Genomic DNA, 19,195 nt, shown 5'->3' on the forward strand with positions numbered 1-19,195 from the left:
GGCGCGAAAGCCTGGCTAGATTTCAAGCGAAGGCTTGGTTTTTATGAGTGAAATCAAGACGGTCGGCGTAATCGGCGCGGGCCAGATGGGGTCCGGCATCGCGCATGTCGTCGCCCTGGGCGGCTACGACGTACGGCTTCACGATGTCTCGCGTGAGCGGATCGACGCCGGCCTGGCCCTGATCGAGAAGAACATGGCCCGCCAGGTCGGCCGTGGGATCATCGACGACGAGGCCATGAAGGTCGCTCTGGCCCGCATCCAGCCCGCCGAGGGCCTGGACGCGATCGGCGCCACCGACCTGGCTATCGAGGCGGCCACCGAGAACGAGGAGATCAAGAAGTCGATCTTCCGCAGCCTGCAGCCGCACCTCAAGCCCGACACGTTGCTGGCCTCGAACACCTCGTCGATCTCGATCACGCGCCTGGCCTCGTCCACGGACCGTCCCGAGCGGTTCATCGGCCTGCACTTCATGAACCCGGTGCCGTTGATGAAGCTGGTGGAGATCATCCGCGGCATCGCCACCGACGTCCCGACCTATGAGCGCGCCGTGGCCTTCGCCCAGTCGCTGGGCAAGATCACGAGCAACGCCGAGGACTTCCCCGCCTTCATCGTCAACCGCGTGCTGGTGCCGATGATCAACGAGGCGATCTACACCCTCTACGAAGGGGTCGGCACGGTCGACGCCATCGACACGGCGATGAAGCTGGGCGCCAACCATCCGATGGGCCCCCTGGAGCTGGGCGACTTCATCGGCCTGGACACCGTGCTGAGCATCATGAACGTGCTCCACGAAGGTCTGGCCGACAGCAAGTACCGTCCCTGCCCGCTGCTGGTGAAGTATGTCGAGGCCGGCTGGCTTGGCAAAAAGACCGGTCGCGGCTTCTATGACTACCGCGGCGAGGTTCCTGTACCGACGCGGTAGGGGCTACCAGACCGTCTCGACATCATAGGCCAGGAACGCCGCGTCCTTGGTCATGATGGGACGCTCGCTTCGCGCGGCCTGAGCAATCAACAGCCGATCCCAAGGATCACGATGGTGTCGGGGCAGCTTTCCCGCCGCGATCGCGTCCTCCGGCGATATGACCTGCCAATTGAAGCCTTCAGCGAATACCGCGTTTGCAAGGTCGATAGACATTCGTTGCAGCAGCGGATCTCTAGCGCGCTTTAGCTCGATCTCGTAGCCGCTGACGGCGCTTACAAAGACTTCGGAATCATCGGCGCCGAGGACGTCCAGACAACGGGACGAAAGCCGCGATGGCTCTGTCAGCCACCAGATCAGCACATGCGTGTCGATCAGAAGCTTCATGCCTCTGGAAAGATCGGCCCGTCTGCTGCTTCTTCCAACTCGGGATCGGGGCGCAAGAAAAGATCAGAGTCTTGAAGCTGGCCAAGGTGAGCCCAAGCGCCCGGCGTGCGCTTGCGTACGGGTGTTGGCTCAGGCGGCTTGGCGATAGCGATCGTCTCGCCGTCGGCCGTCAGCACAACGTCTTCACCCGCGCGCACGTGGGCGACGAGCTCGGCCAACGCGTCCTGCTTGGCGATGTCCACCTGGATCGTCATGTGCTGAGCTTAACACGGAACACAACCAGAACAACCCCTACCCCGCCCCCAGCGCCACGGCGATATGATAGGTCGCGAACGACGCCAGATAGGCCAAGCCGGTCATGTACAGGAACATCACGGTCGGCCAAGTCCAGCCGTTGGTCTCGCGCTTGACCACGCCCAGGGTCGCCGCGCACTGCGGGGCGAAGATGTACCAGGCCAGGAACGACAGGGCCGTGGCCAGCGACCACTTGCCGGCCAGCAGCACGCCCAGCTTGGTGCCGGCGTCGTCGTCGCCGCCGACCGCGTAGACCGTGCCCAGCGCCGCGACCGCCACCTCGCGAGCCGCGAAGCCCGGGATCAGGGCGATCGTCATCTGCCAGTTGAAGCCGATCGGGGCCATGACCGGCGCGATCAGGTGGCCGATCCGGCCGGCGAAGCTGTAGTCGATGGCCGGGCCCGTCGCGCCTTCCGGCGGATAGGGAAAGGTCGACAGCACCCAGACCAGCACCATCAGCGGCATGATGATCCGGCCGGCGCGGGTCAGGAAGATCTTGGCGCGGGTCCACAGGTTCATCAGGACGTTGCGCGGCTCGGGCCAGCGATAGGTCGGCAGCTCCATCATGAAGGGCTCGACCGCGCCACGCCAGAAGACGCCGCGGATCACGAACGACACCACCAGGGCGCTGACGATGCCGCCGGCATAGAGGCCGAACATCACCAGGCCCTGCAGGGACAGAAAGCCCCACACGGTCTGCTGCGGGATGAAGGCGCCGATGATCAGGGTGTAGACCGGGATCCGCGCCGAGCAGGTCATCAGCGGGGCGACCAGGATGGTGGTCAGGCGGTCGTGCTTGTTGTCGATCACCCGCGTCGACATGATGCCGGGGATGGCGCAGGCGAAGCTGGACAGCAGCGGGATGAAGGCCCGCCCGTGCAGGCCGGCGCCGCCCATGATCTTGTCCATCAGGAAAGCCGCGCGGGCCATGTAGCCGCTGTCTTCCAGCAGCAGGATGAAGAAGAACAGGATCAGGATCTGCGGCAGGAACACCAGCACGCTGCCCACGCCGGCGATCAGGCCGTCGGCGATGAAGCTGCTGACCAGCCCCTCCGGCAGGGTTTCGCCCACCCAGCCCGCCAGGCCGGCGAAGGCCCCATCGATGGCGTCGGCCGGAACCGTGGCCCAGGTGAACACCGCCTGGAACATCACGAACAGCAGGGTGAACAGGATGGCCAGGCCCGCGACCGGGTGCAGCAGCACGCCGTCGATCCTGCCCGTCACCGTGTCGGGATGCTCGGGCGGCTTCACGCAGGCCTTGAAGATGCGCTGGGCCTCGGCGTGGGCGGCGCGGATCTCGGCCGAGGTCGGCTCATGCCAGACATTCTCGGCTTCCACGGCGCGGGCGGTGACGATGGCCTCGACCTTTTCCAAGAGCTCGGGCAGGCCACGCTTGCGGGTCGCCACCGTGGTGACGATCGGCGCGCCGATCTCCTGGCTCAACCTTTCCAGGTCGATGCGCAGGCCCTGCCGCTGGGCGATGTCGAACATGTTGAGGGCCAGCACGAACGGGCGACCCACCTGCTTCAGTTCCAAAACGAGGCGCAGGACCATGCGCAGGTTGGTGGCGTCGGCCACGCAGATCAGGCACTCGGGCGCGGCCTCGCCGGACAGCTTGCCCAGCACCGCGTCGCGGGTGACGACCTCATCCGGGCTGCGGGCCCGCAAGGAATAGGTGCCCGGCAGGTCCAGCACACGCATCTGGCGGCCGGCGGCCGTGGTCAGCACGCCCTCCTTCCGCTCGACGGTCACGCCCGCGTAGTTGGCGACCTTCTGACGGCTGCCGGTCAGGGCGTTGAAAAGCGCGGTCTTGCCCGAGTTGGGATTGCCCACCAGGGCGATCCGGGTCGAGTCCGTGAATTTCGAGGGGGTGTCGGAAACGTCGACAGCGGTATCTAGCGCCAAGATCTTATCGTCCGTCGAACTTCACGCTGACAGCGCCAGCTTCCCGCCGACGCAGGGCCACGCGGGTGTCGTCCACCCGCACGGCGATCGGATCGCGACCGAACAGGCCCTCGTGCAGCACCTCGATCTTCGCGCCTTCCACGAAACCCATCTCCAGCAGGCGGCGCTCCAGCTCCTCGGCGGCGACGGCTTCTTCCGCGCCCGAGACGCCGGTCACGCGGGCGATCACGCCACGGTCGCCGCGCCGGGCCGAGCCCAGGGGGCGCGGACCGCCGGAATCGCTCTCGGCCGGGTTGAATTCAGGGGACAATGCGAACGCTTCGGACATAATGGCTCCGATTAGATTGCGAACGATTATCAGTCGAAGACGCCAATGTCGATTCAACGATCCTGACGTTCTGGGTTATGATCAACGCTTAAGGGCTGTTGGGACCGAATGGCGCAGGGTCGTTAATAGATTCGACTCTTCGACCGCCGCTCGGTCTGATTACGTGTTTCGATTCGTGTGGGCGAACTATGCGTAGGCTGATGCTGGGGCTCCTGACGGGGGCCTATCTTTGTCTGGCTCTGATCGTCTCCCTCTTCCTCTGGAGGATGGGCGCCACCCCGGCTGTCGGCGTCTCGGCCTTCATCGGCACGCTGGGCCTGTGCTTCGCCTTCCACGGCCTGCTGGGCCAGACCTTCCTGGCCGCCGCCCTGCGTGGCGACATCGACACCGTGCGCGAAGCCCATGCCATCCTCCTGGACCAGATCGAGAAGGTCGACGCCCGCGTGTCGGATCTCGTGGAGTCAGTCGCCGCCGACGCCCAACGTCGCACCGAGGAACTGTCGACCGAGGTTCACCAGCTGGAAGACCTGATCGGCCAGATGAACGACAGGCTGGAGCACCAGCTCAGCCACCAGGTCGCCGTCGCCTCGGCGCGTAGCCACAGCGGCCTGGGCCGCGAACGCGCCCCGCAGGCCAGCCACATGCTGCAGGTCGTGCAGGACGCCCTGGCCGAGAATCGCGTCGACCTCTACCTGCAGCCGATCGTCAGCCTGCCCCAGCGCCGGACCGTCTTCTACGAGAGCTTCTCGCGCCTGCGCGACGAGACCGGCCGCGTCATGATGCCGGCCGAGTACCTGGCCGTGGCCGAGCCCGAAGGCCTGATGACGGCCATCGACAACCTGCTGCTGTTCCGTTGCGTGCAGATCGTCCGCCGCCTGGCCAAGCAGGACCGCAAGATCGGCATCTTCTGCAACATCTCGCTGGCCAGCCTGGGCGACGAGAGCTTCTTCCCGCAGTTCCTGGAATTCATGCAGGGCAACAAGGACCTGGCCGGCGCGGTGATCTTCGAGCTGGGCCAGGCGGCGTTCGAGCGCCGCGGTCCGGTCGAGGCCCGCCACATGGCTCGCCTGGCCAGCCTGGGCTTCAGCTTCAGCCTGGACAAGGTCAATGACCTGGACCTGGACTTCCAGGACCTGGCGCGCGCCGACGTCCGTTACCTGAAGGTCGGCGCCCAGATGATGCTGGACCAGTTGGAAGAGCAGGACGGCAAGCTGGTCATCGCCTCGCTGCCCGACCTGAACGCCACCGACTTCGCCGCCCTGACCCGTCGCTACGGCATCGAGGTCATCGTCGAGAAGGTCGAGGCCGAGAAGCAGATCGTCGACATCCTGGATCTCGATATCGGTTACGGCCAGGGCCACCTGTTCGGCGAACCGCGCGCCATCCGCGACGCCGTCCTGGCCGAGGCCGAACCGCCGCAGGACTTCATGCGCGGGGCTCTGCGCCGCCGCGCGGTCGGCTGGTAAGCTCCTCACACTGCTGACGCTTTTGGGCGCCGGGCCGCAAGCATCGGAATGATTGCTTGCGCGGCCTGGCGCATGGTCTCCCCACGAAAGGAGACCTAACGATGACAGTCTACCTCAACGACGATGCGCGCTGGGACGCCATGCGCGCCAAGGACCGCGCCGCCGAGGGCGCCTTCTACATCGGCGTGCGCACCACCGGCGTCTATTGCGTCGCCAGTTGCGGCGGTCGTCCGCTGCGCAAGAACGTCGCCTTCCACGCCACCCGCGAGGACGCCCGCGCCGCCGGCCTGCGCGCCTGCCTGCGCTGCAAGCCCGACATCAATCGCGAGACCCTGCGCTGGGCGGTCGGCGAGACAAGCCTGGGCCTGGCTCTGGTCGCCCGCTCGGACGCCGGCCTGCGCCTGGTCACCCTGGGCGACGACGCCGAGGCGCTGCAGGCCGACCTGGACAAGCGCTTCAAGCACGCCCGTATCGTGCCCGACACCAAAGGACTGGCGGCGGACCTAGAGGCGGTGGCCGAGCTGGTCGATCACCCCGACCGCGCGCCCGGCCTGCCGCTGGACGACCAGGGCACCGAGCTGCAGAAGGCCGTCTGGGCCGCCCTGCGCGAGATCCCGGCTGGCCAGACGGCGTCCTATGCCGACATCGCCCGCGCGATTGGCCGCCCCAGCGCCTTCCGCGCCGTGGCCCAGGCCTGCGGGGCCAATCCGCTGGCCGTGATCACGCCCTGCCACCGCGTGGTCCGCGCCGACGGCGGCCTGTCCGGCTATCGCTGGGGCGTCGAGCGCAAGCGGGCCCTGCTGGCGCGGGAAGCCGCGTGACACCAACCCTTTATAAAGTGGACTGGACCCGCATCGCCGCCGAACTGGACGCGCGCGGCTGGGCCCTGACCGGGCCGTTGCTGAAGCCCGAGACCTGCGCCGCCATCGCCGACCTCTATCCCCAGGACGCGGGCTTCCGCAGCCGGGTGGTCATGGCCCGCCACGGTTTTGGGCGCGGCGAGTACAAGTACTTCAGCTATCCCCTGCCGGAGATCGTGCAACGGCTCCGGCAGGGCCTGTATGGTCCGCTGTCGGCGATCGCCAACGCCTGGGCCGAGCGGTTGGGCGAGGAGCGGCGCTTTCCGCAGGCCTTGGACGACATGCTGGCGCGGTGCCGCGAGGCGGGCCAAGTGCGGCCCACGCCGTTGCTGCTGTCCTATGGGCCGGGCGACTACAACTGCCTGCACCAGGACCTTTATGGCGAGCACGTCTTCCCGCTGCAGGCGGCGTTCCTGCTGGACGAGCCGGGCCGCGACTTCGACGGCGGCGAGTTCGTGATCGTCGAGCAGCGGCCGAGGCAACAGAGCGCGCCGCGGGTCGTGCCGCTGAGGCAGGGCGAGGGCGTGATCTTCGCGGTGCGCGAACGACCGGCGGAGGGCGTGCGGGGCGTGCACCGGCGGGTGCTGCGGCATGGGGTCAGCGAGGTGAGGTCCGGACGCCGGCGGACGCTGGGCGTGATCTTCCATGACGCGACGTAGATGCTTCCGCGCGATGCGGGGAGCATCTTCACCCCAACGGCGACACGCCGAACAACACCCGGTGCAGGAAGAACACGAACACCGCCCACAGCACCGTCCCCGCCACCACCGCGATGATGTCCGCCCTGGGCCGCACCACCACCGGCGCGGGTTCCTTGCGGCCAAGGGCCGAGATCAGGTCCAGGATCGCCCACACCAGGAAGGCTCCGAACAGCGCCGCCGAGGCCTGGTCGCCATTGGCCAGCAGGTGTCCCGCCGACCAGAAGATCACGCCCAGCAGCATCGGATGGCGCACCGTGGCCTTGATCCTGCCCGCGGGCGCATTGGCGGTCGGCAGCAGCACGAAGGCGATCCAGACCAGCAACCAGGCCGCGTGGCGGCCCCAGGTCGGCGGGTCGTAGAGCTGCGGCGCCATGGGCAGGGCCAGGATCCAGCCCCAGATGATCAGTCCTAGCCCCACGAACGAGACCAGGGTGTAGAGCCCCTTCCAGCGTTTGGGATTGGCGGCGATCTGCGCGTCGCGGAACGGTCCGGCCAGGATCCGCGCCGAGTGGACGCCCAGGAACACCACGAGCCCCAGGATCAGAATGGTCATCGGCCCCTCCCCTTGTTGATCGGAGGATAATCATGGAACGCCGGTCTTCGAAAGGTTCAGCTTCAGACCCTTGAATACGCGACGTCAGACGACAGCTAAGGCCCAGGGCGAGATTGACGCCCCGCCCCTGGATCGTTACCGCCCTCGCCATGATGGACTTCCCCGCCGGCCTTTCCGCCCTTTCCGACCGCTACGACGTGGTGCTGTGCGACGTCTGGGGCGTGATCCACAACGGGGTGGAGAGCTTCCCGGAGGCCTGCGACGCCCTGACCAGATGGGGCCAGACCAAGGGCCCCGTGGTGCTGATCTCCAACTCGCCGCGCCCATCCTATGACGTGGTCGCGCAGCTGGATGGCCTGGGCGTGCCGCGCTCGGCCTGGCAGGGTTTCGTCACCTCGGGCGACGCGACCCGGGCGCTGCTGACGCCGCACACCGGGACCAAGGTCTGGAAGGTCGGTCCCGAGCGCGACGGGCCGCTGTGGGCCGGGTTCGACCTGACCCTGGCCGGTCCCGAGGACGCCGACTTCATCCTGTGCTCGGGCCTCTATGAGGACGAGAAGGAGGTCCCCGACGATTATCGCGACCGCCTGCGGGTGGCCGCCGATCGTGGCCTGCTGTTCATCTGCGCCAATCCCGACCGCGTCGTGCAGCGCGGCGACCGCCTGATCTTCTGCGCCGGCGCCCTGGCCGATCTTTATGAGAGCCTGGGCGGCAAGGTGGTGATGGCCGGCAAGCCCTATGCCGCGATCTACGACCTGGCCGTGGCCGAGGCGGCGCAACTGCTGGGCCGTCCCGTCGACCGCGACCGCGTGCTGTGCATCGGCGACGGCGTCATCACCGACGTGAAGGGCGCTCACGACCAGAAGCTGGCCTGCCTGTTCATCGCCAAAGGCATCCACGGCGAAAAGGCCATCGGTCCCGACGGCCAGCTCGATCCCGACGCCGTCCACGCCCTGCTCGACGCCGAGGCCGTGGGCGCGACCCATGCCGTCGGCGATCTGGTCTGGTAAGAGGGGCGTCATGCAGGGCAAATTTCTTGAGGATCTGAGCGTCGGCCAGTCGGCTGAACTGGTCCGCACCGTCGGCGAGGCCGATATCGTCGCTTTCGCCGAGGTGACCGGCGACACCAACCCCGTGCACCTGGACGCCGACTACGCGGCGACGACCAGCTTTGGCCAACGCATCGCCCACGGCATGCTGTCGGCCGGCTACATCTCGGCGGTGCTGGGCACGCAACTGCCCGGGCCGGGCGCGGTCTATCTGACGCAAGCCTTGCGCTTCCGACGCCCGGTGAAGATCGGCGACGCCGTCACCGCGATCGTCACCGTCACCGAGATCAACGAGGCCAAGGCCCAGGTGACGCTCTCGACCGTCTGCAAGGTCAACGGCAAGGCCGTCGTCGACGGCGAGGCCACCGTCATGGTTCCGCGCAAGGCCGCCTGATGACCCTGAAGACCGTCAACGCCTGGAAGAACCCGCCGCCGGAAGAGCGCGGCGCCGCCGTGGCCCTCGGTAATTTCGACGGCGTGCATCGCGGCCACCAGCAGGTGATCGCCCAGGCGGCGAAAGCCGCCCTGGCCGGCAAGACGCCGCTGGGGGTGATCACCTTCGATCCGCACCCGCGCCGCCTGTTCCGGCCGACCGAGCCGGCCTTCAAGCTGATGACCCATGGCCAGCAAGCCCGCGCGTTGGGCGGCCTGGGCGTCGACCTTTTGTACCTGCTGCCGTTCGACTTCGAGATGGCCAGCTTCGGCGACCGCGAGTTCGTCGAGAAGGTGCTGGTCGAGGGCCTGGGCGTGAAGCACGTCGCCGTCGGCTTCGACATCTCGTTCGGCCGCGGCCGAACTGGCAGCCCGGAGCTGATGAAGGCCTATGGCGCGGAATACGGCTTCACCGTCTCGGTCGCCGAGCCGGTGGAGGGCGGTGACGGCGAAAAATTCTCGTCGACCGGCGTGCGCGACGCCTTGCGCGACGGCCATCCTGAGCAAGCAACCCGCATCCTGGGTCGCCCCTTCGCCATCGAGGGCGTGGTGCGCCGGGGCCAGCAGTTGGGCCGCCAGCTGGGCTTTCCGACCGCCAATGTCGAGGTCGAGGACTATGTGGTGCCCAAGCTGGGCGTCTACGCCACCCGCACCCGCCTGCCCGACGGCCGCGAGGTGCCGGGCGTGGCCAACCTCGGCAACAACCCCACGACGGGCATGGTCGAGACGCGGCTGGAGACCTGGCTGTTCGACTTCGACGAGGACCTGTACGGCCAGATCATCGAGACCGACCTGATCGCCTTCCTGCGCCCCGAACTGAAGTTCGACAGCCTGGAACTGATGATCGAGCAGATCCACAAGGACGAACAGGCGGCCCGGGCGATCGTGGCGCCGGGGTTTTAGTTTCCCTCTCCCCTTGCGGGAGAGGGTGGCCCGCAGGGCCGGGTGAGGGGTCGCGCTCCGCTATCCGGACAGGCCTTTCAACCCCTCATCCGTCAGCTTCGCTGACACCTTCTCCCGCAAGGGGAGAAGGGGTTTCCTCAAAACCCCCATCCCGTTAACCTTGTTGAACGGCAGGGGTGGGGACCGCATGCTCAAGGGGCGCAAGTACCAGCAGTTCGCGCGGGCGCGGCACGGGGCGACCACGCGTCATCACGAGATCCTGGCCTATCCGGACAGCGCCCAGTTCGTGTTCGACACCGGCAAGGCGGTCGAGGTCGAGGGCGGCTATTGCGCCCTGCCCGACGGCGATCTGCTGGACGCCTATTCCAACGCCGTGGTCCGGGCGGTCGAGCGGGTCGGCCCCAGCGTGGTCCGCATCCACCCGATGCTGGAGGATCCGCGGATGTCGGGCGTCGGCTCGGGCTTCGCGATCGGTCCGGACGGGCTGATCCTGACCAACAGCCACGTGATCCAGGGCGCCGGCCGCTTCGTGGTCATCACCGCCGAGGGGCGCAGCCTCACCGCCCGCTGCATCGGCGACGATCCCGACACCGACCTGGCGATCATCAAGCTGGACCAGGCCGCCGCCATCCCGGTGGCCAAGATCGGCGATTCCAAGAAGCTGCGGCGCGGCCAGCTGGTCATCGCCATCGGCGCGCCGCTGGGCTTCGAGGCCACGGTGACCACCGGCGTGGTTTCGGCGCTGGGTCGCAGCCTGCGGGGGGAACGCGGCCGGCTGGTCGAAGACCTGATCCAGACCGACGCGGCGCTCAATCCCGGCAACAGCGGCGGACCCCTGGTCAATTCCACCGGCGAGGTCGTGGGCATCGCCACCGCGATCATCGCCGGCTACCAGGGCCTGTGCTTCGCGGTGGCGGCCAATACGGCCAGGTTCGTGATCGGCGAGTTGCTGGAGCACGGCCACGTACGGCGCGGTTCGATCGGCCTGATCGCCCAGCAGGCCCCGGTCCCGCTCGCCCTGGCCCGAGCGACCGGCGTCCACCAGCCCTATGCGGTCTATGTGGCCCACGTCGATCTGGGTGGCCCGGCGGCCAAGGCCGGGCTCAAGGAAGGCGACCTGCTGATCGCGGCCGCGAACCAGGTGCTGACCGGCCTGGACGACCTGCTACGCGCCCTGGACCACCACAGCATCGGCCGACCGACCGAGTTTCTGATCATCCGCAACGCGCGGCTGATGACGGTGACCGTGACCCCGAAGCTGCGCAAGCCGGGGGCTTAAGTCACTCACTTACCCCCACCTGACCGCTTCGCGGTCGTCCGCCCCGGAGGGGGCGGAAGGGGAAACGCGACCTTCTTCCCCCTCCGGGGGAGGAGCGCCGAAGGCGCGGAGGGGGCAAGTACTGGCGCCACCTCGCCCTCTCTGCTATCCCGCTGGCCCATGAGTTCCGTTCGGAAGATTTCGCGAATTATCCGCCCGGCGTGACGCCGCCGGACGATTTTCCAGCGCGCGCCGGGTTTTCCCGCCCTCTCTTCCGACACCTTTCAGAGCCGGACACCTTTCCATGGCCGACGACGCCACGACCGCCCGCGACTATCGCGAAACCGTCTTCCTGCCCGACACCCCGTTTCCGATGCGCGGGGGGCTGCCCAAGAAGGAACCCGAGATCCTGGAGGGCTGGGCCGCCCTCTCCGATAAGGGTCTGTACGGCGCCGTCCGCGCCAAACGCCAGGCCGACGGCGCGCCGCTGTTCGTGCTGCACGACGGCCCGCCCTACGCCAATGGGGCCATCCACATCGGCCACGCGCTGAACAAGACGCTGAAGGACTTCGTGGTCCGCTCGCGCTTTGCTTTGGGCTTCGACGTCGACTACGTGCCGGGCTGGGACTGCCACGGCCTGCCGATCGAGTGGAAGATCGAGGAGCAGTTCCGCGCCAAGGGCCGCCGCAAGGACGAGGTCCCGGCCGAGGAGTTCCGCCGCGAGTGCCGCGCCTATGCCGCCGGCTGGATCGAGGCCCAGAAGACCGAGTTCCAGCGCCTGGGCGTGCTGGGCGACTGGTGGAACCGCTACGCCACCATGGACTTCACCTCGGAAGCCACGATCGTGGCCGAGTTCCACAAGTTCCTGTCGACCGGCCAGCTCTATCGCGGCTCCAAGCCGGTGATGTGGAGCCCGGTCGAGCGCACGGCCCTGGCCGACGCCGAGATCGAATATCACGACCACGTCTCGCCCACGATCTGGGTGAAGTTCCCGGTTGTCGAGGGCTCGGACGCCGCCGTCGGCGCCAAGCTGGTGATCTGGACCACCACGCCGTGGACCATCCCGGCCAACCGCGCCGTCTCGTACAACCCCGACATCCCGTATGCCGTCTATGAAGTCACGGCCTTGGAGGAGAACCTCGAGTTCGCCCCCTGGTCGGCCGTCGGCGATCGTCTGATCGTGGCCGAGAAGCTCGTCGACGACGTCATGAAGGCGGCCAAGGTCGCGGCCTTCAAGAAGGTCGAGGCCGTCGACTGCGAAGGCATGGTCCTGGCCCACCCGCTGGCCGACCTCGACAGCCACTACGGCTACGCCGTGCCGATGCTGGCCGGCGATCACGTGACCGACGACGCCGGCACCGGCTTCGTTCACACCGCCCCGGGCCACGGCGCCGACGACTACAATGTCTGGCTGGCCCACGGTCATCGCGAGATCCCCGACACCGTAGATCCCGACGGCGCCTATTACGCCCACGTGCCGATGTTCGGCGGCCTGAAGGTCATCGAGACCGAGGGCAAGAAGGTCGGCAAGTTCGGGGCCGCCAACGGCGCGGTCATGGACAAGCTGATCGAGGCCGGAAACCTGCTGGCGCGCGGCCGCGTCGAGCACAGCTATCCGCACAGCTGGCGCTCCAAGGCCCCGGTGATCTTCCGCAACACCCCGCAGTGGTTCATCCGCATGGACCACGCGGTCGACAGCCTGGGCGGCAAGACCCTGCGCGAGACGGCCGTGCAGGCCATCGCCGACACCGCCTTCCACCCCGACGCCGGCCGCAACCGCATCGGCGCGATGGTCGAGACGCGTCCCGATTGGCTGGTCAGCCGCCAACGCAACTGGGGCACGCCCCTGGCCATGTTCGTGGACAAGCACACCGGCCATCCGCTGAACGACCCGGCGGTCAACGCCCGCATCCTGGACGCCATCCGCGAGGGCGGCGCCGACGCCTGGTTCACGCGTCCCGACACCGACTTCCTGGGCGTGCACGACCCGGCCCAGTACGAGAAGATCACCGACATCCTCGACGTCTGGTTCGACTCGGGCTGCACCCACGCCTTCACGATCGAAGGCCGCGGCGACAGCGCTTGGCCCGCCGACCTCTATCTCGAAGGCTCGGACCAGCATCGCGGCTGGTTCCAGTCGTCCCTGCTCGAAGGCTGCGGTTCGCGCGGCCGCGCGCCGTACAAGGCGGTTCTCACCCACGGGTTCACCCAGGACGAGAACGGCGAGAAGATGTCCAAGTCCAAGGGCAACACCGTCGAGCCGCAGTCGGTCACCAAGGAAAGCGGCGCCGAGATCCTGCGCCTGTGGGCGGCGATGGTCGACTATTCGGAGGACCAGCGGATCGGCAAGACGATCCTGGCCACCACCACCGACGCCTATCGCAAGCTGCGCAACACCACGCGCTACCTGCTGGGCGCCCTGGCCGGCTTCGACGAGGCCGAGCGGGTCACGAGCTACGCCGACTTCCCGCCGCTGGAGAAGTACATCCTGCACCGTCTGTGGGAGCTGGATCGCGACGTGCGCGCCGCCTACGAGGCCTATCGCTTCAGCGACGTGGTCCGGCCGCTGATCGAGTTCTGCCAGGGGGATCTCTCCACCCTGTTCTTCGACATCCGCAAGGACAGCCTCTATTGCGACCGCCCCGACGCGATCCGTCGCCGGGCCTATCGCACGGTGCTGGACCATGTGTTCGAGCGCCTGACCATCTGGCTGTCGCCGCTGACCAGCTTCACCATGGAAGAAGCGTGGCAGACGCGCTTCCCCGACGCCGGCTCCAACAGCCTGCGGGTGATCCCGGTGACGCCGGCGGAATGGAAGAACGACGCCGAGGCCGCCCGCTGGGCCAAGGTCGAGACGGTGATGTCGGTGGTGACCGGCGCCCTCGAAGTCGAGCGCCGCGAAAAGCGCATCGGCTCGGCGCTGGAGGCCGCGCCGGTGGTGTTCGTCGCCGACCCCGATCTGCTGGCCGCTTTCGAGGGCCTGGACGCCGCCGAGGTGTTCCGTACATCAGCCGCGACCCTGGTCGCCGGTGAAGGCGGCGCGTTCACGACCGACGAGGTCAAGGGCGTGTCGGTGGATCCGAAACTGGCCGAAGGCGCCAAGTGCGCCCGCTCGTGGCGTATCCTGCCGGAGGTGGGAACCGACGCCCGCTATCCGGAGCTTAGCCTTCGCGACGCTGAAGCCGTGGCCTACTGGGACGCGCAGCGGAAATAGCCCCCTTCCCCCTTGATGGGGGAAGGGTCGGGGATGGGGGTGACGCGGCGACGGCCGCGCTTACGATAACCGCCGCATCACCCCCACCAACCCTCCCCCATCAAGGGGGAGGGCGAGAACGGAGAGGGCCTTGAAAATCACTCGCCTGGGCTGGACCGCCTACGCCGTCGCCGCCGCCACCGTGGTCCTGGACCAGATCAGCAAGCTGTGGGTGCTCTCCGTGCTGGGCCGCGAGCCGGGTTCGTCCCTGCCGCTGCTGGGCCCGCTGCACCTGACCATGGTCCATAACTACGGCATGAGCTTTGGCCTGCTGCGGGGCAACGACTGGGGCCGCTGGCTGCTGATCGGCTTCTCGATCCTGGTCGTGATCGGCCTGGCCTGGTGGGCTCGCAGGGCGACCAAGCCGCTGCCGACCCTCGGTGTCGGCATGATCATCGGCGGCGCCATCGGCAACAACCTGATCGACCGGGTGATGTACGGCTATGTCGTCGACTTCATAGACGTCTCGCGGCTGTACTTCCCGTGGGTGTTCAACGTGGCCGACTCGGGGATCTCGATCGGCGTGGCCCTGCTGCTGCTCGACAGTTTCCTGTACGGCGAGAAGAAGCTCGCCGACCAAACCGAGTAGGTTTGGTTCGCCAAGGACAGACTGAATGACGCCGCATTCGCGTGGGAGATTGGCGCCCGCGCGATGATGTCGTATCGAGAGCGTCCGAAAATTTGGCCGGGGGTCGGCCGCTGGAGCATGGTTAGATGAGTTTCAATCGGGTCGCGACCGTGAGCGCCCTGACCGCCGTGGCCGCTATCGGCATGGCCGGCTGCACCTCGACCCAGAAGGCCCTGGGCATGAGCAAGGTGGTTCCCGACGAGTTCCGCGTCGTCAGCAAGGCCCCGCTGGCCGTGCCGCCGGACTACGCCCTGCGCCCGCCGGCGCCCGGCGAGCCGCGTCCGCAGGAACTGCAGCCGGAGAGCGCCGCTCGCGCCGCCCTGATCGGCCAGAGCAACGCCGCGAACCGTTCGGAAGGTGAAAAGCTGCTGGTGTCCCGCGCCGGTTCGGAAAAGGCCGATCCGCTGATCCGCTTCGTCGTCGATGACGAAAACGGCGACCTGGCTCACAAGGACGAGAGCTTCGCCAGCAAGGTGATGTTCTGGAAAAAGGGCCAGGCCAAGACGACCAGCGTGGCCACCGCCGCCGAAGCTGGCGCCAACGCCCCGGTGGAAGTCGACGCCGCCGCCGAGGAAGCCCGCCTGAAGAAACTGGTTGGCGCGGGTGGCGTGGTGATCAGCCGCGACAAGAAGACCGGCATCAAGCTGCCGGGCCTCTAAGCCCTGCGCTCCTCTTGAGATTTCAAAACGGCCCGGCGCCTCGTGGTTCCGGGCCGTTTTTTATTTCAGCCGCCTCCCGGGCATGCGCGCCATGGCCTTATTCGGGCGCCGCCACGGTGAAGCCCTTGGCGCGCAGGCGGTCCAGCACGCCGCCCTCGGTGAGCAGCGAGCGCAGTTCGATCACGGCCACGGCCTTTCCAGGTTTCTTCAGGGCCGAGGTGATGGCGCCGACGGCGTCGTCCTGGCCGTCCTTGAACTGGCGGGCGATCCAGGGCGTGGAGGCCAGGCACCGCTGATAACCGCGCTCGGCCGCGACGACCTCGCGCACCTGCCCCTCGGCCCACTGCTCGGCGGTCTCGCGAACGCTGGCTAGGCCGTTGTCGGCCTCCTTGAGGCCGGCGTCCAGGCAAAGCTCCTGCAGCGGCTGGGGCGCTTCGGCCAGCGACTTGACCATGCCGATCAGGTCATAGTCGTCCAGCTTCTTGACCCGAGGCTGGATAGCCACCGCCTTGCTCTTGGCCAGGTCGCGGATGCGGTCGGTCAGGCTGCCCAGGGTGATCGTGACGCCGCCGCCCCGGTCGTTGGCGACCACGAAGCCCGCCAGCGCCGGCTTGAGATCGTCGTATTCGCTCAACGGCTCGCCCTGAGCCTTCAGCCGCGCCTCCAGCCGCGCGCGGAGGTCCGGCGACAGGGTGTCGCGCATCGGCTTGCTCATCACGAACTGTTTGCCCTTGCCGGGGATCAGGCCCAGCAGGCTCAGGATCCGGACTTCCGGCTCCTGGCCGAGGATCAGCACATTGGCTCCATCCAGCCGGCGGCGCAGGACCGAGTCGTCGAAATCCAGCTTCTTCGGCGCGAAGGCCGGCATGCCCATCACATAGACCGTGGTGTCGCCGTCGGTGACCTTCCACCACGCCGGACCCGGCAGGCGGGCGTTGACGATCAACTCCTCGACGAGGTTGGCCTGACTGTCGACCGGCGTCAGGTCGACCGGCCTGGTCTGGTGGATCGAGACCTCATTGCGCGCCTGAGCCAGAGCCCCGCCTCCGCAGAACAACGAAAGCGTCAGGCCGGCGACGGCGAAACGGGTCAGGGTCACTATCTGTGTTCCTCGAACGACGGCGGAATCGAGCTAAAGTCGTCCGTCACCCCTCGTTGGCCGATCAGCGCTCGCCCGGTCAACTTAAGGAGTCGTCATGTCGGTCGTGATGACCGGCCTGCCTCGCGAAAGTCCGCCTGATGCCTATCCGCCGCCTGCCGCCCGAGACCGTCAACCGCATCGCCGCTGGCGAGGTGGTCGAGCGCCCGGCCAGCGCCATCAAGGAACTGGTCGACAACGCCATCGACGCCGGCGCCAGCCGCATCGAGGTCGAGGCCCATGGCGGCGGCCTGACCCGGATCCTGGTGGCCGACGACGGCTGCGGTCTGTCAGCCGAGGAACTCCCCGTGGCCATCGAGCGCCACGCCACCTCCAAGCTGGCCCCCGACGAGGACGGCCTGTGGGACCTGTTGCGCATCCACACCATGGGCTTCCGGGGCGAGGCCCTGCCGTCGATCGGCTCGGTGGCGCGGCTGTCGATTTCCTCGCGCGCCAAGGGCGGCGCCGACGCCTTCTCGATCCTGGTCGAGGGCGGCCAGGTCGGCGATGTCGCGCCGGCCGCCTTCCCCGGCCCGCACGGGGCGCGCATCGAGGTGCGCGACCTGTTCTACGCCACCCCCGCGCGCCTGAAGTTCATGAAGTCCGAGCGCGCCGAGGCCCTGGCGATCACCGAGGAGATCAAGCGTCTGGCCATGGCCAATGAGAGCATCGGCTTCTCGCTGGACATCGACGGCCGCCGCATCCTGCGCCTGCCGGCCGAGCATCCGGGGCCACAGGGACGCCTGGCGCGCCTGGCCAACGTGCTGGGCCGCGACTTCCAGGACAACGCCATCGAGATCGACCAGGTCCGCGACGGCGTGCGCCTCTCGGGTTTCGCGGGGCTGCCGACCTACAATCGCGGCAACGCCGCCCACCAGTATCTGTTCGTCAACGGCCGCCCGGTGCGCGACCGGCTGCTGCAAGGCGCCCTGCGCGCCGCCTATGCCGATTTCCTGGCGCGCGATCGCCATCCGACGGCGGCGCTGTACGTGACGCTCGATCCGACCGAGGTCGACGTCAACGTCCACCCCGCGAAAGCCGAGGTGCGTTTCCGCGACCCAGCCCTGGTGCGCGGCCTGATCGTCGGCGCCCTGCGCCACGCCCTGGCCGGCGCCGGCCACCGCGCCTCGACCACCGTGGCCAACCAGGCCCTGGACAGTATCCGCGCCCAGCAGAGCCCGTTCCCGGGGTATCAGCCGGGCCCGTCGCCCGCGGGCTTCTCGGCCTGGCGCGACGGGGGTTGGACACCACCGACGCAGCGGCCGATGGATCTGCCGGGGCTCAACGAGGTCTCGGCCCGCGTCGAGCCCAGCTTCGGCGGCGAACTGGCTGAAGTCGTGCGCGAGGCCTACACGTCGGTGGCCTTCGAAGATCGTCCGATACCGGACTATCCCGCCGCCACCGCGCCGTTCGATCCCGTCGACTTCCCGCTCGGCGCGGCCCGCGCCCAGGTGCACGAGACCTACATCGTCGCCCAGACCCGCGACGGCATGGTCATCGTCGACCAGCACGCCGCCCACGAGCGCCTCGTTTATGAGCGCATGAAGGGCGAGATGGCCGCCGGCGGCGTGGCCCGCCAGACCCTGCTGCTGCCCGAGGTGGTCGACCTCGACCCCGCCGAGGCCGAACGCGTCGTCGCCCGGTCCGAGGAGCTGGCTAGCCTCGGCCTCGTCATCGAGAGCTTCGGCCCCGGCGCGGTGCTGGTGCGCGAGACGCCCGCCCTGCTGGGCAAGACCGACGCCGCCGCCCTGATCCGCGACATCGCCGACGACCTGGCCGAGAACGGCCAGGCCCTGGCCCTGAAGGAGCGGCTGGAAGAGGTCTGCTCGACCATGGCCTGCCACGGCAGCGTCCGCGCCGGCCGCCGCCTGAACGGCGCCGAGATGAACGCCCTGCTCCGCGAGATGGAAGCCACGCCCCACTCGGGCCAGTGCAACCACGGCCGCCCGACCTATGTGGAACTGAAGCTGGCCGACATCGAGAAGCTGTTCGGGCGGCGCTAGAACCTATCGCGCCGCGAGACGTTCGGGTCCAAACCCGGAGGTGCTCCCATGGAAGTTCATCGCGGCCGACTGATCGACCACATCCAGCTGCGCGCCAAGGACCTGGAGACGACCAAGCGCTTCTACCGGGCGGTGCTCGACGTGCTGGGTGTTCCCTACAACGAGGACGACCCCCACCTGGACGCCGACGAGATCTGGATCGACCAGGGCGAGCCGGCCACCCACATCCACCTGGCCTTCCAGGCCAAGGACCGCGACACTGTCGAGCGCTTCCACCAGGCGGGCCTGGCCGCCGGGGGTCGCGACAACGGCGGACCGGGCGAGCGGCCCTATCATCCTGGCTACTACGCCGCGTTCCTGTACGATCCGGACGGCAACAATATCGAGGCGGTGTTCCACGGCCCCAGCGAACGCTCGGCCGACAGCGTGATCTTCACGTTCGAGATGCCGAAAGCCTAG

At 68.0% G+C, this 19,195-nt stretch carries 19 protein-coding genes and 1 pseudogene; 14 read left to right on the forward strand and 6 right to left on the reverse strand.

What is annotated here, in order from left to right:
- The first annotated feature begins 43 nt into the window (after window positions 1–43).
- Window positions 44–922 carry a 3-hydroxybutyryl-CoA dehydrogenase gene (locus ACW173_RS03835; protein ID WP_492083555.1) on the forward strand — a complete coding sequence of 293 codons (879 nt, stop codon included), beginning with the start codon at window positions 44–46 and terminating at the stop codon, window positions 920–922.
- Window positions 923–925: 3 nt separating this feature from the next.
- Here ACW173_RS03835 and ACW173_RS03840 read toward each other — a convergent pair whose 3' ends face one another.
- The 4 genes from ACW173_RS03840 to ACW173_RS03855 are packed head-to-tail and all read right to left on the reverse strand — an operon-like array spanning window position 926 to window position 3,833.
- The gene (locus ACW173_RS03840) at window positions 926–1,306 is read right to left on the reverse strand and encodes a type II toxin-antitoxin system VapC family toxin (RefSeq protein ID WP_492083556.1); all 381 of its coding nucleotides are present in this window, start codon (window positions 1,304–1,306) and stop codon (window positions 926–928) included.
- A complete protein-coding gene (locus ACW173_RS03845; RefSeq protein ID WP_492083557.1) occupies window positions 1,303–1,560 on the reverse strand; it encodes a hypothetical protein in 258 nt (85 codons plus the stop codon). Before ACW173_RS03845 ends, ACW173_RS03840 begins: the two co-directional genes overlap by 4 nt.
- A gap of 37 nt (window positions 1,561–1,597) precedes the next feature.
- The gene (gene feoB / locus ACW173_RS03850; RefSeq protein ID WP_492083558.1) at window positions 1,598–3,505 is read right to left on the reverse strand and encodes a ferrous iron transport protein B; all 1,908 of its coding nucleotides are present in this window, start codon (window positions 3,503–3,505) and stop codon (window positions 1,598–1,600) included.
- Window positions 3,506–3,509: 4 nt separating this feature from the next.
- Entirely contained in the window at window positions 3,510–3,833 is a 324-nt protein-coding gene (locus ACW173_RS03855) for a FeoA family protein (RefSeq protein WP_492083559.1), read from the reverse strand.
- Window positions 3,834–4,021: 188 nt separating this feature from the next.
- Between ACW173_RS03855 and tipF the strand changes: the two genes are divergently transcribed.
- The 3 genes from tipF (at window position 4,022) to ACW173_RS03870 (ending at window position 6,818) form a co-directional block, all read left to right on the forward strand.
- Complete coding sequence (gene tipF / locus ACW173_RS03860) at window positions 4,022–5,299, forward strand: flagella assembly cyclic-di-GMP phosphodiesterase TipF (RefSeq protein ID WP_492083560.1); 1,278 nt, start codon at window positions 4,022–4,024, stop codon at window positions 5,297–5,299.
- 101 nt (window positions 5,300–5,400) lie between these two features.
- Window positions 5,401–6,120, forward strand: coding sequence for a methylated-DNA--[protein]-cysteine S-methyltransferase (locus ACW173_RS03865; RefSeq protein WP_492083561.1), 720 nt, complete (start codon window positions 5,401–5,403; stop codon window positions 6,118–6,120).
- Window positions 6,117–6,818 (forward strand): 2OG-Fe(II) oxygenase, encoded by a 702-nt coding sequence (locus tag ACW173_RS03870; RefSeq protein ID WP_492083562.1) that lies wholly within the window; start codon window positions 6,117–6,119, stop codon window positions 6,816–6,818. The genes ACW173_RS03865 and ACW173_RS03870 overlap by 4 nt, the downstream gene beginning before the upstream one ends.
- 28 nt (window positions 6,819–6,846) lie before the next feature.
- On the opposite strand, the gene ACW173_RS03875 is transcribed toward ACW173_RS03870, so the two are convergent.
- Entirely contained in the window at window positions 6,847–7,413 is a 567-nt protein-coding gene (locus ACW173_RS03875; RefSeq protein ID WP_492083563.1) for an NnrU family protein, read from the reverse strand.
- 149 nt (window positions 7,414–7,562) lie between these two features.
- On the opposite strand from ACW173_RS03875, the gene ACW173_RS03880 reads away from it, so the two are divergent.
- From ACW173_RS03880 to ACW173_RS03915, 8 genes are all read left to right on the forward strand, one after another.
- The gene (locus tag ACW173_RS03880) at window positions 7,563–8,423 is read left to right on the forward strand and encodes a TIGR01459 family HAD-type hydrolase (protein WP_492085897.1); all 861 of its coding nucleotides are present in this window, start codon (window positions 7,563–7,565) and stop codon (window positions 8,421–8,423) included.
- A complete protein-coding gene (locus ACW173_RS03885) occupies window positions 8,398–8,856 on the forward strand; it encodes a MaoC family dehydratase (RefSeq protein WP_492083564.1) in 459 nt (152 codons plus the stop codon). The genes ACW173_RS03880 and ACW173_RS03885 overlap by 26 nt, the downstream gene beginning before the upstream one ends.
- Complete coding sequence (locus ACW173_RS03890) at window positions 8,856–9,797, forward strand: bifunctional riboflavin kinase/FAD synthetase (RefSeq protein ID WP_492083565.1); 942 nt, start codon at window positions 8,856–8,858, stop codon at window positions 9,795–9,797. The genes ACW173_RS03885 and ACW173_RS03890 overlap by 1 nt, the downstream gene beginning before the upstream one ends.
- A 187-nt stretch (window positions 9,798–9,984) precedes the next feature.
- Window positions 9,985–11,076, forward strand: coding sequence for a S1C family serine protease (locus ACW173_RS03895; protein WP_492083566.1), 1,092 nt, complete (start codon window positions 9,985–9,987; stop codon window positions 11,074–11,076).
- 159 nt (window positions 11,077–11,235) lie between these two features.
- Window positions 11,236–11,280, forward strand: coding sequence for a hypothetical protein (locus ACW173_RS03900; RefSeq protein ID WP_181242883.1), 45 nt, complete (start codon window positions 11,236–11,238; stop codon window positions 11,278–11,280).
- Between the two features lie 79 nt (window positions 11,281–11,359).
- On the forward strand, window positions 11,360–14,269 hold the full coding sequence (gene ileS / locus ACW173_RS03905; RefSeq protein WP_492083567.1) for an isoleucine--tRNA ligase: 2,910 nt from the start codon (window positions 11,360–11,362) through the stop codon (window positions 14,267–14,269).
- Window positions 14,270–14,345: 76 nt separating this feature from the next.
- Complete coding sequence (lspA, locus tag ACW173_RS03910) at window positions 14,346–14,897, forward strand: signal peptidase II (RefSeq protein WP_492085899.1); 552 nt, start codon at window positions 14,346–14,348, stop codon at window positions 14,895–14,897.
- 125 nt (window positions 14,898–15,022) lie between these two features.
- Window positions 15,023–15,595 carry a DUF3035 domain-containing protein gene (locus ACW173_RS03915; protein WP_492083568.1) on the forward strand — a complete coding sequence of 191 codons (573 nt, stop codon included), beginning with the start codon at window positions 15,023–15,025 and terminating at the stop codon, window positions 15,593–15,595.
- Between the two features lie 97 nt (window positions 15,596–15,692).
- Here the strand turns inward: ACW173_RS03915 and ACW173_RS03920 are convergent.
- A pseudogene (locus tag ACW173_RS03920) lies at window positions 15,693–16,734 on the reverse strand (TraB/GumN family protein); the annotation flags it as partial.
- A gap of 100 nt (window positions 16,735–16,834) precedes the next feature.
- Between ACW173_RS03920 and mutL the strand changes: the two are divergent.
- Window positions 16,835–18,736 carry a DNA mismatch repair endonuclease MutL gene (gene mutL / locus ACW173_RS03925; protein ID WP_492083569.1) on the forward strand — a complete coding sequence of 634 codons (1,902 nt, stop codon included), beginning with the start codon at window positions 16,835–16,837 and terminating at the stop codon, window positions 18,734–18,736.
- 48 nt (window positions 18,737–18,784) lie between these two features.
- Entirely contained in the window at window positions 18,785–19,195 is a 411-nt protein-coding gene (locus ACW173_RS03930) for a VOC family protein (RefSeq protein WP_492083570.1), read from the forward strand.

It is taken from the genome of Caulobacter sp. ALps2, from assembly GCF_058681635.1.

What these genes read in the sequence shown, in the direction of transcription:
- ACW173_RS03835 (WP_492083555.1), top strand. Translation starts at nt 44, where the DNA reads ATGAGTGAAATCAAGACGGTCGGCGTAATCGGCGCGGGCCAGATGGGG.
- ACW173_RS03840 (WP_492083556.1), bottom strand. Translation starts at nt 1,306, where the DNA reads ATGAAGCTTCTGATCGACACGCATGTGCTGATCTGGTGGCTGACAGAG.
- ACW173_RS03845 (WP_492083557.1), bottom strand. Translation starts at nt 1,560, where the DNA reads ATGACGATCCAGGTGGACATCGCCAAGCAGGACGCGTTGGCCGAGCTC.
- ACW173_RS03855 (WP_492083559.1), bottom strand. Translation starts at nt 3,833, where the DNA reads ATGTCCGAAGCGTTCGCATTGTCCCCTGAATTCAACCCGGCCGAGAGC.
- tipF (WP_492083560.1), top strand. Translation starts at nt 4,022, where the DNA reads ATGCGTAGGCTGATGCTGGGGCTCCTGACGGGGGCCTATCTTTGTCTG.
- ACW173_RS03865 (WP_492083561.1), top strand. Translation starts at nt 5,401, where the DNA reads ATGACAGTCTACCTCAACGACGATGCGCGCTGGGACGCCATGCGCGCC.
- ACW173_RS03875 (WP_492083563.1), bottom strand. Translation starts at nt 7,413, where the DNA reads ATGACCATTCTGATCCTGGGGCTCGTGGTGTTCCTGGGCGTCCACTCG.
- ACW173_RS03880 (WP_492085897.1), top strand. Translation starts at nt 7,563, where the DNA reads ATGATGGACTTCCCCGCCGGCCTTTCCGCCCTTTCCGACCGCTACGAC.
- ACW173_RS03885 (WP_492083564.1), top strand. Translation starts at nt 8,398, where the DNA reads ATGCCGTCGGCGATCTGGTCTGGTAAGAGGGGCGTCATGCAGGGCAAA.
- ACW173_RS03890 (WP_492083565.1), top strand. Translation starts at nt 8,856, where the DNA reads ATGACCCTGAAGACCGTCAACGCCTGGAAGAACCCGCCGCCGGAAGAG.
- ACW173_RS03895 (WP_492083566.1), top strand. Translation starts at nt 9,985, where the DNA reads ATGCTCAAGGGGCGCAAGTACCAGCAGTTCGCGCGGGCGCGGCACGGG.
- ileS (WP_492083567.1), top strand. Translation starts at nt 11,360, where the DNA reads ATGGCCGACGACGCCACGACCGCCCGCGACTATCGCGAAACCGTCTTC.
- ACW173_RS03915 (WP_492083568.1), top strand. Translation starts at nt 15,023, where the DNA reads ATGAGTTTCAATCGGGTCGCGACCGTGAGCGCCCTGACCGCCGTGGCC.
- mutL (WP_492083569.1), top strand. Translation starts at nt 16,835, where the DNA reads ATGCCTATCCGCCGCCTGCCGCCCGAGACCGTCAACCGCATCGCCGCT.
- ACW173_RS03930 (WP_492083570.1), top strand. Translation starts at nt 18,785, where the DNA reads ATGGAAGTTCATCGCGGCCGACTGATCGACCACATCCAGCTGCGCGCC.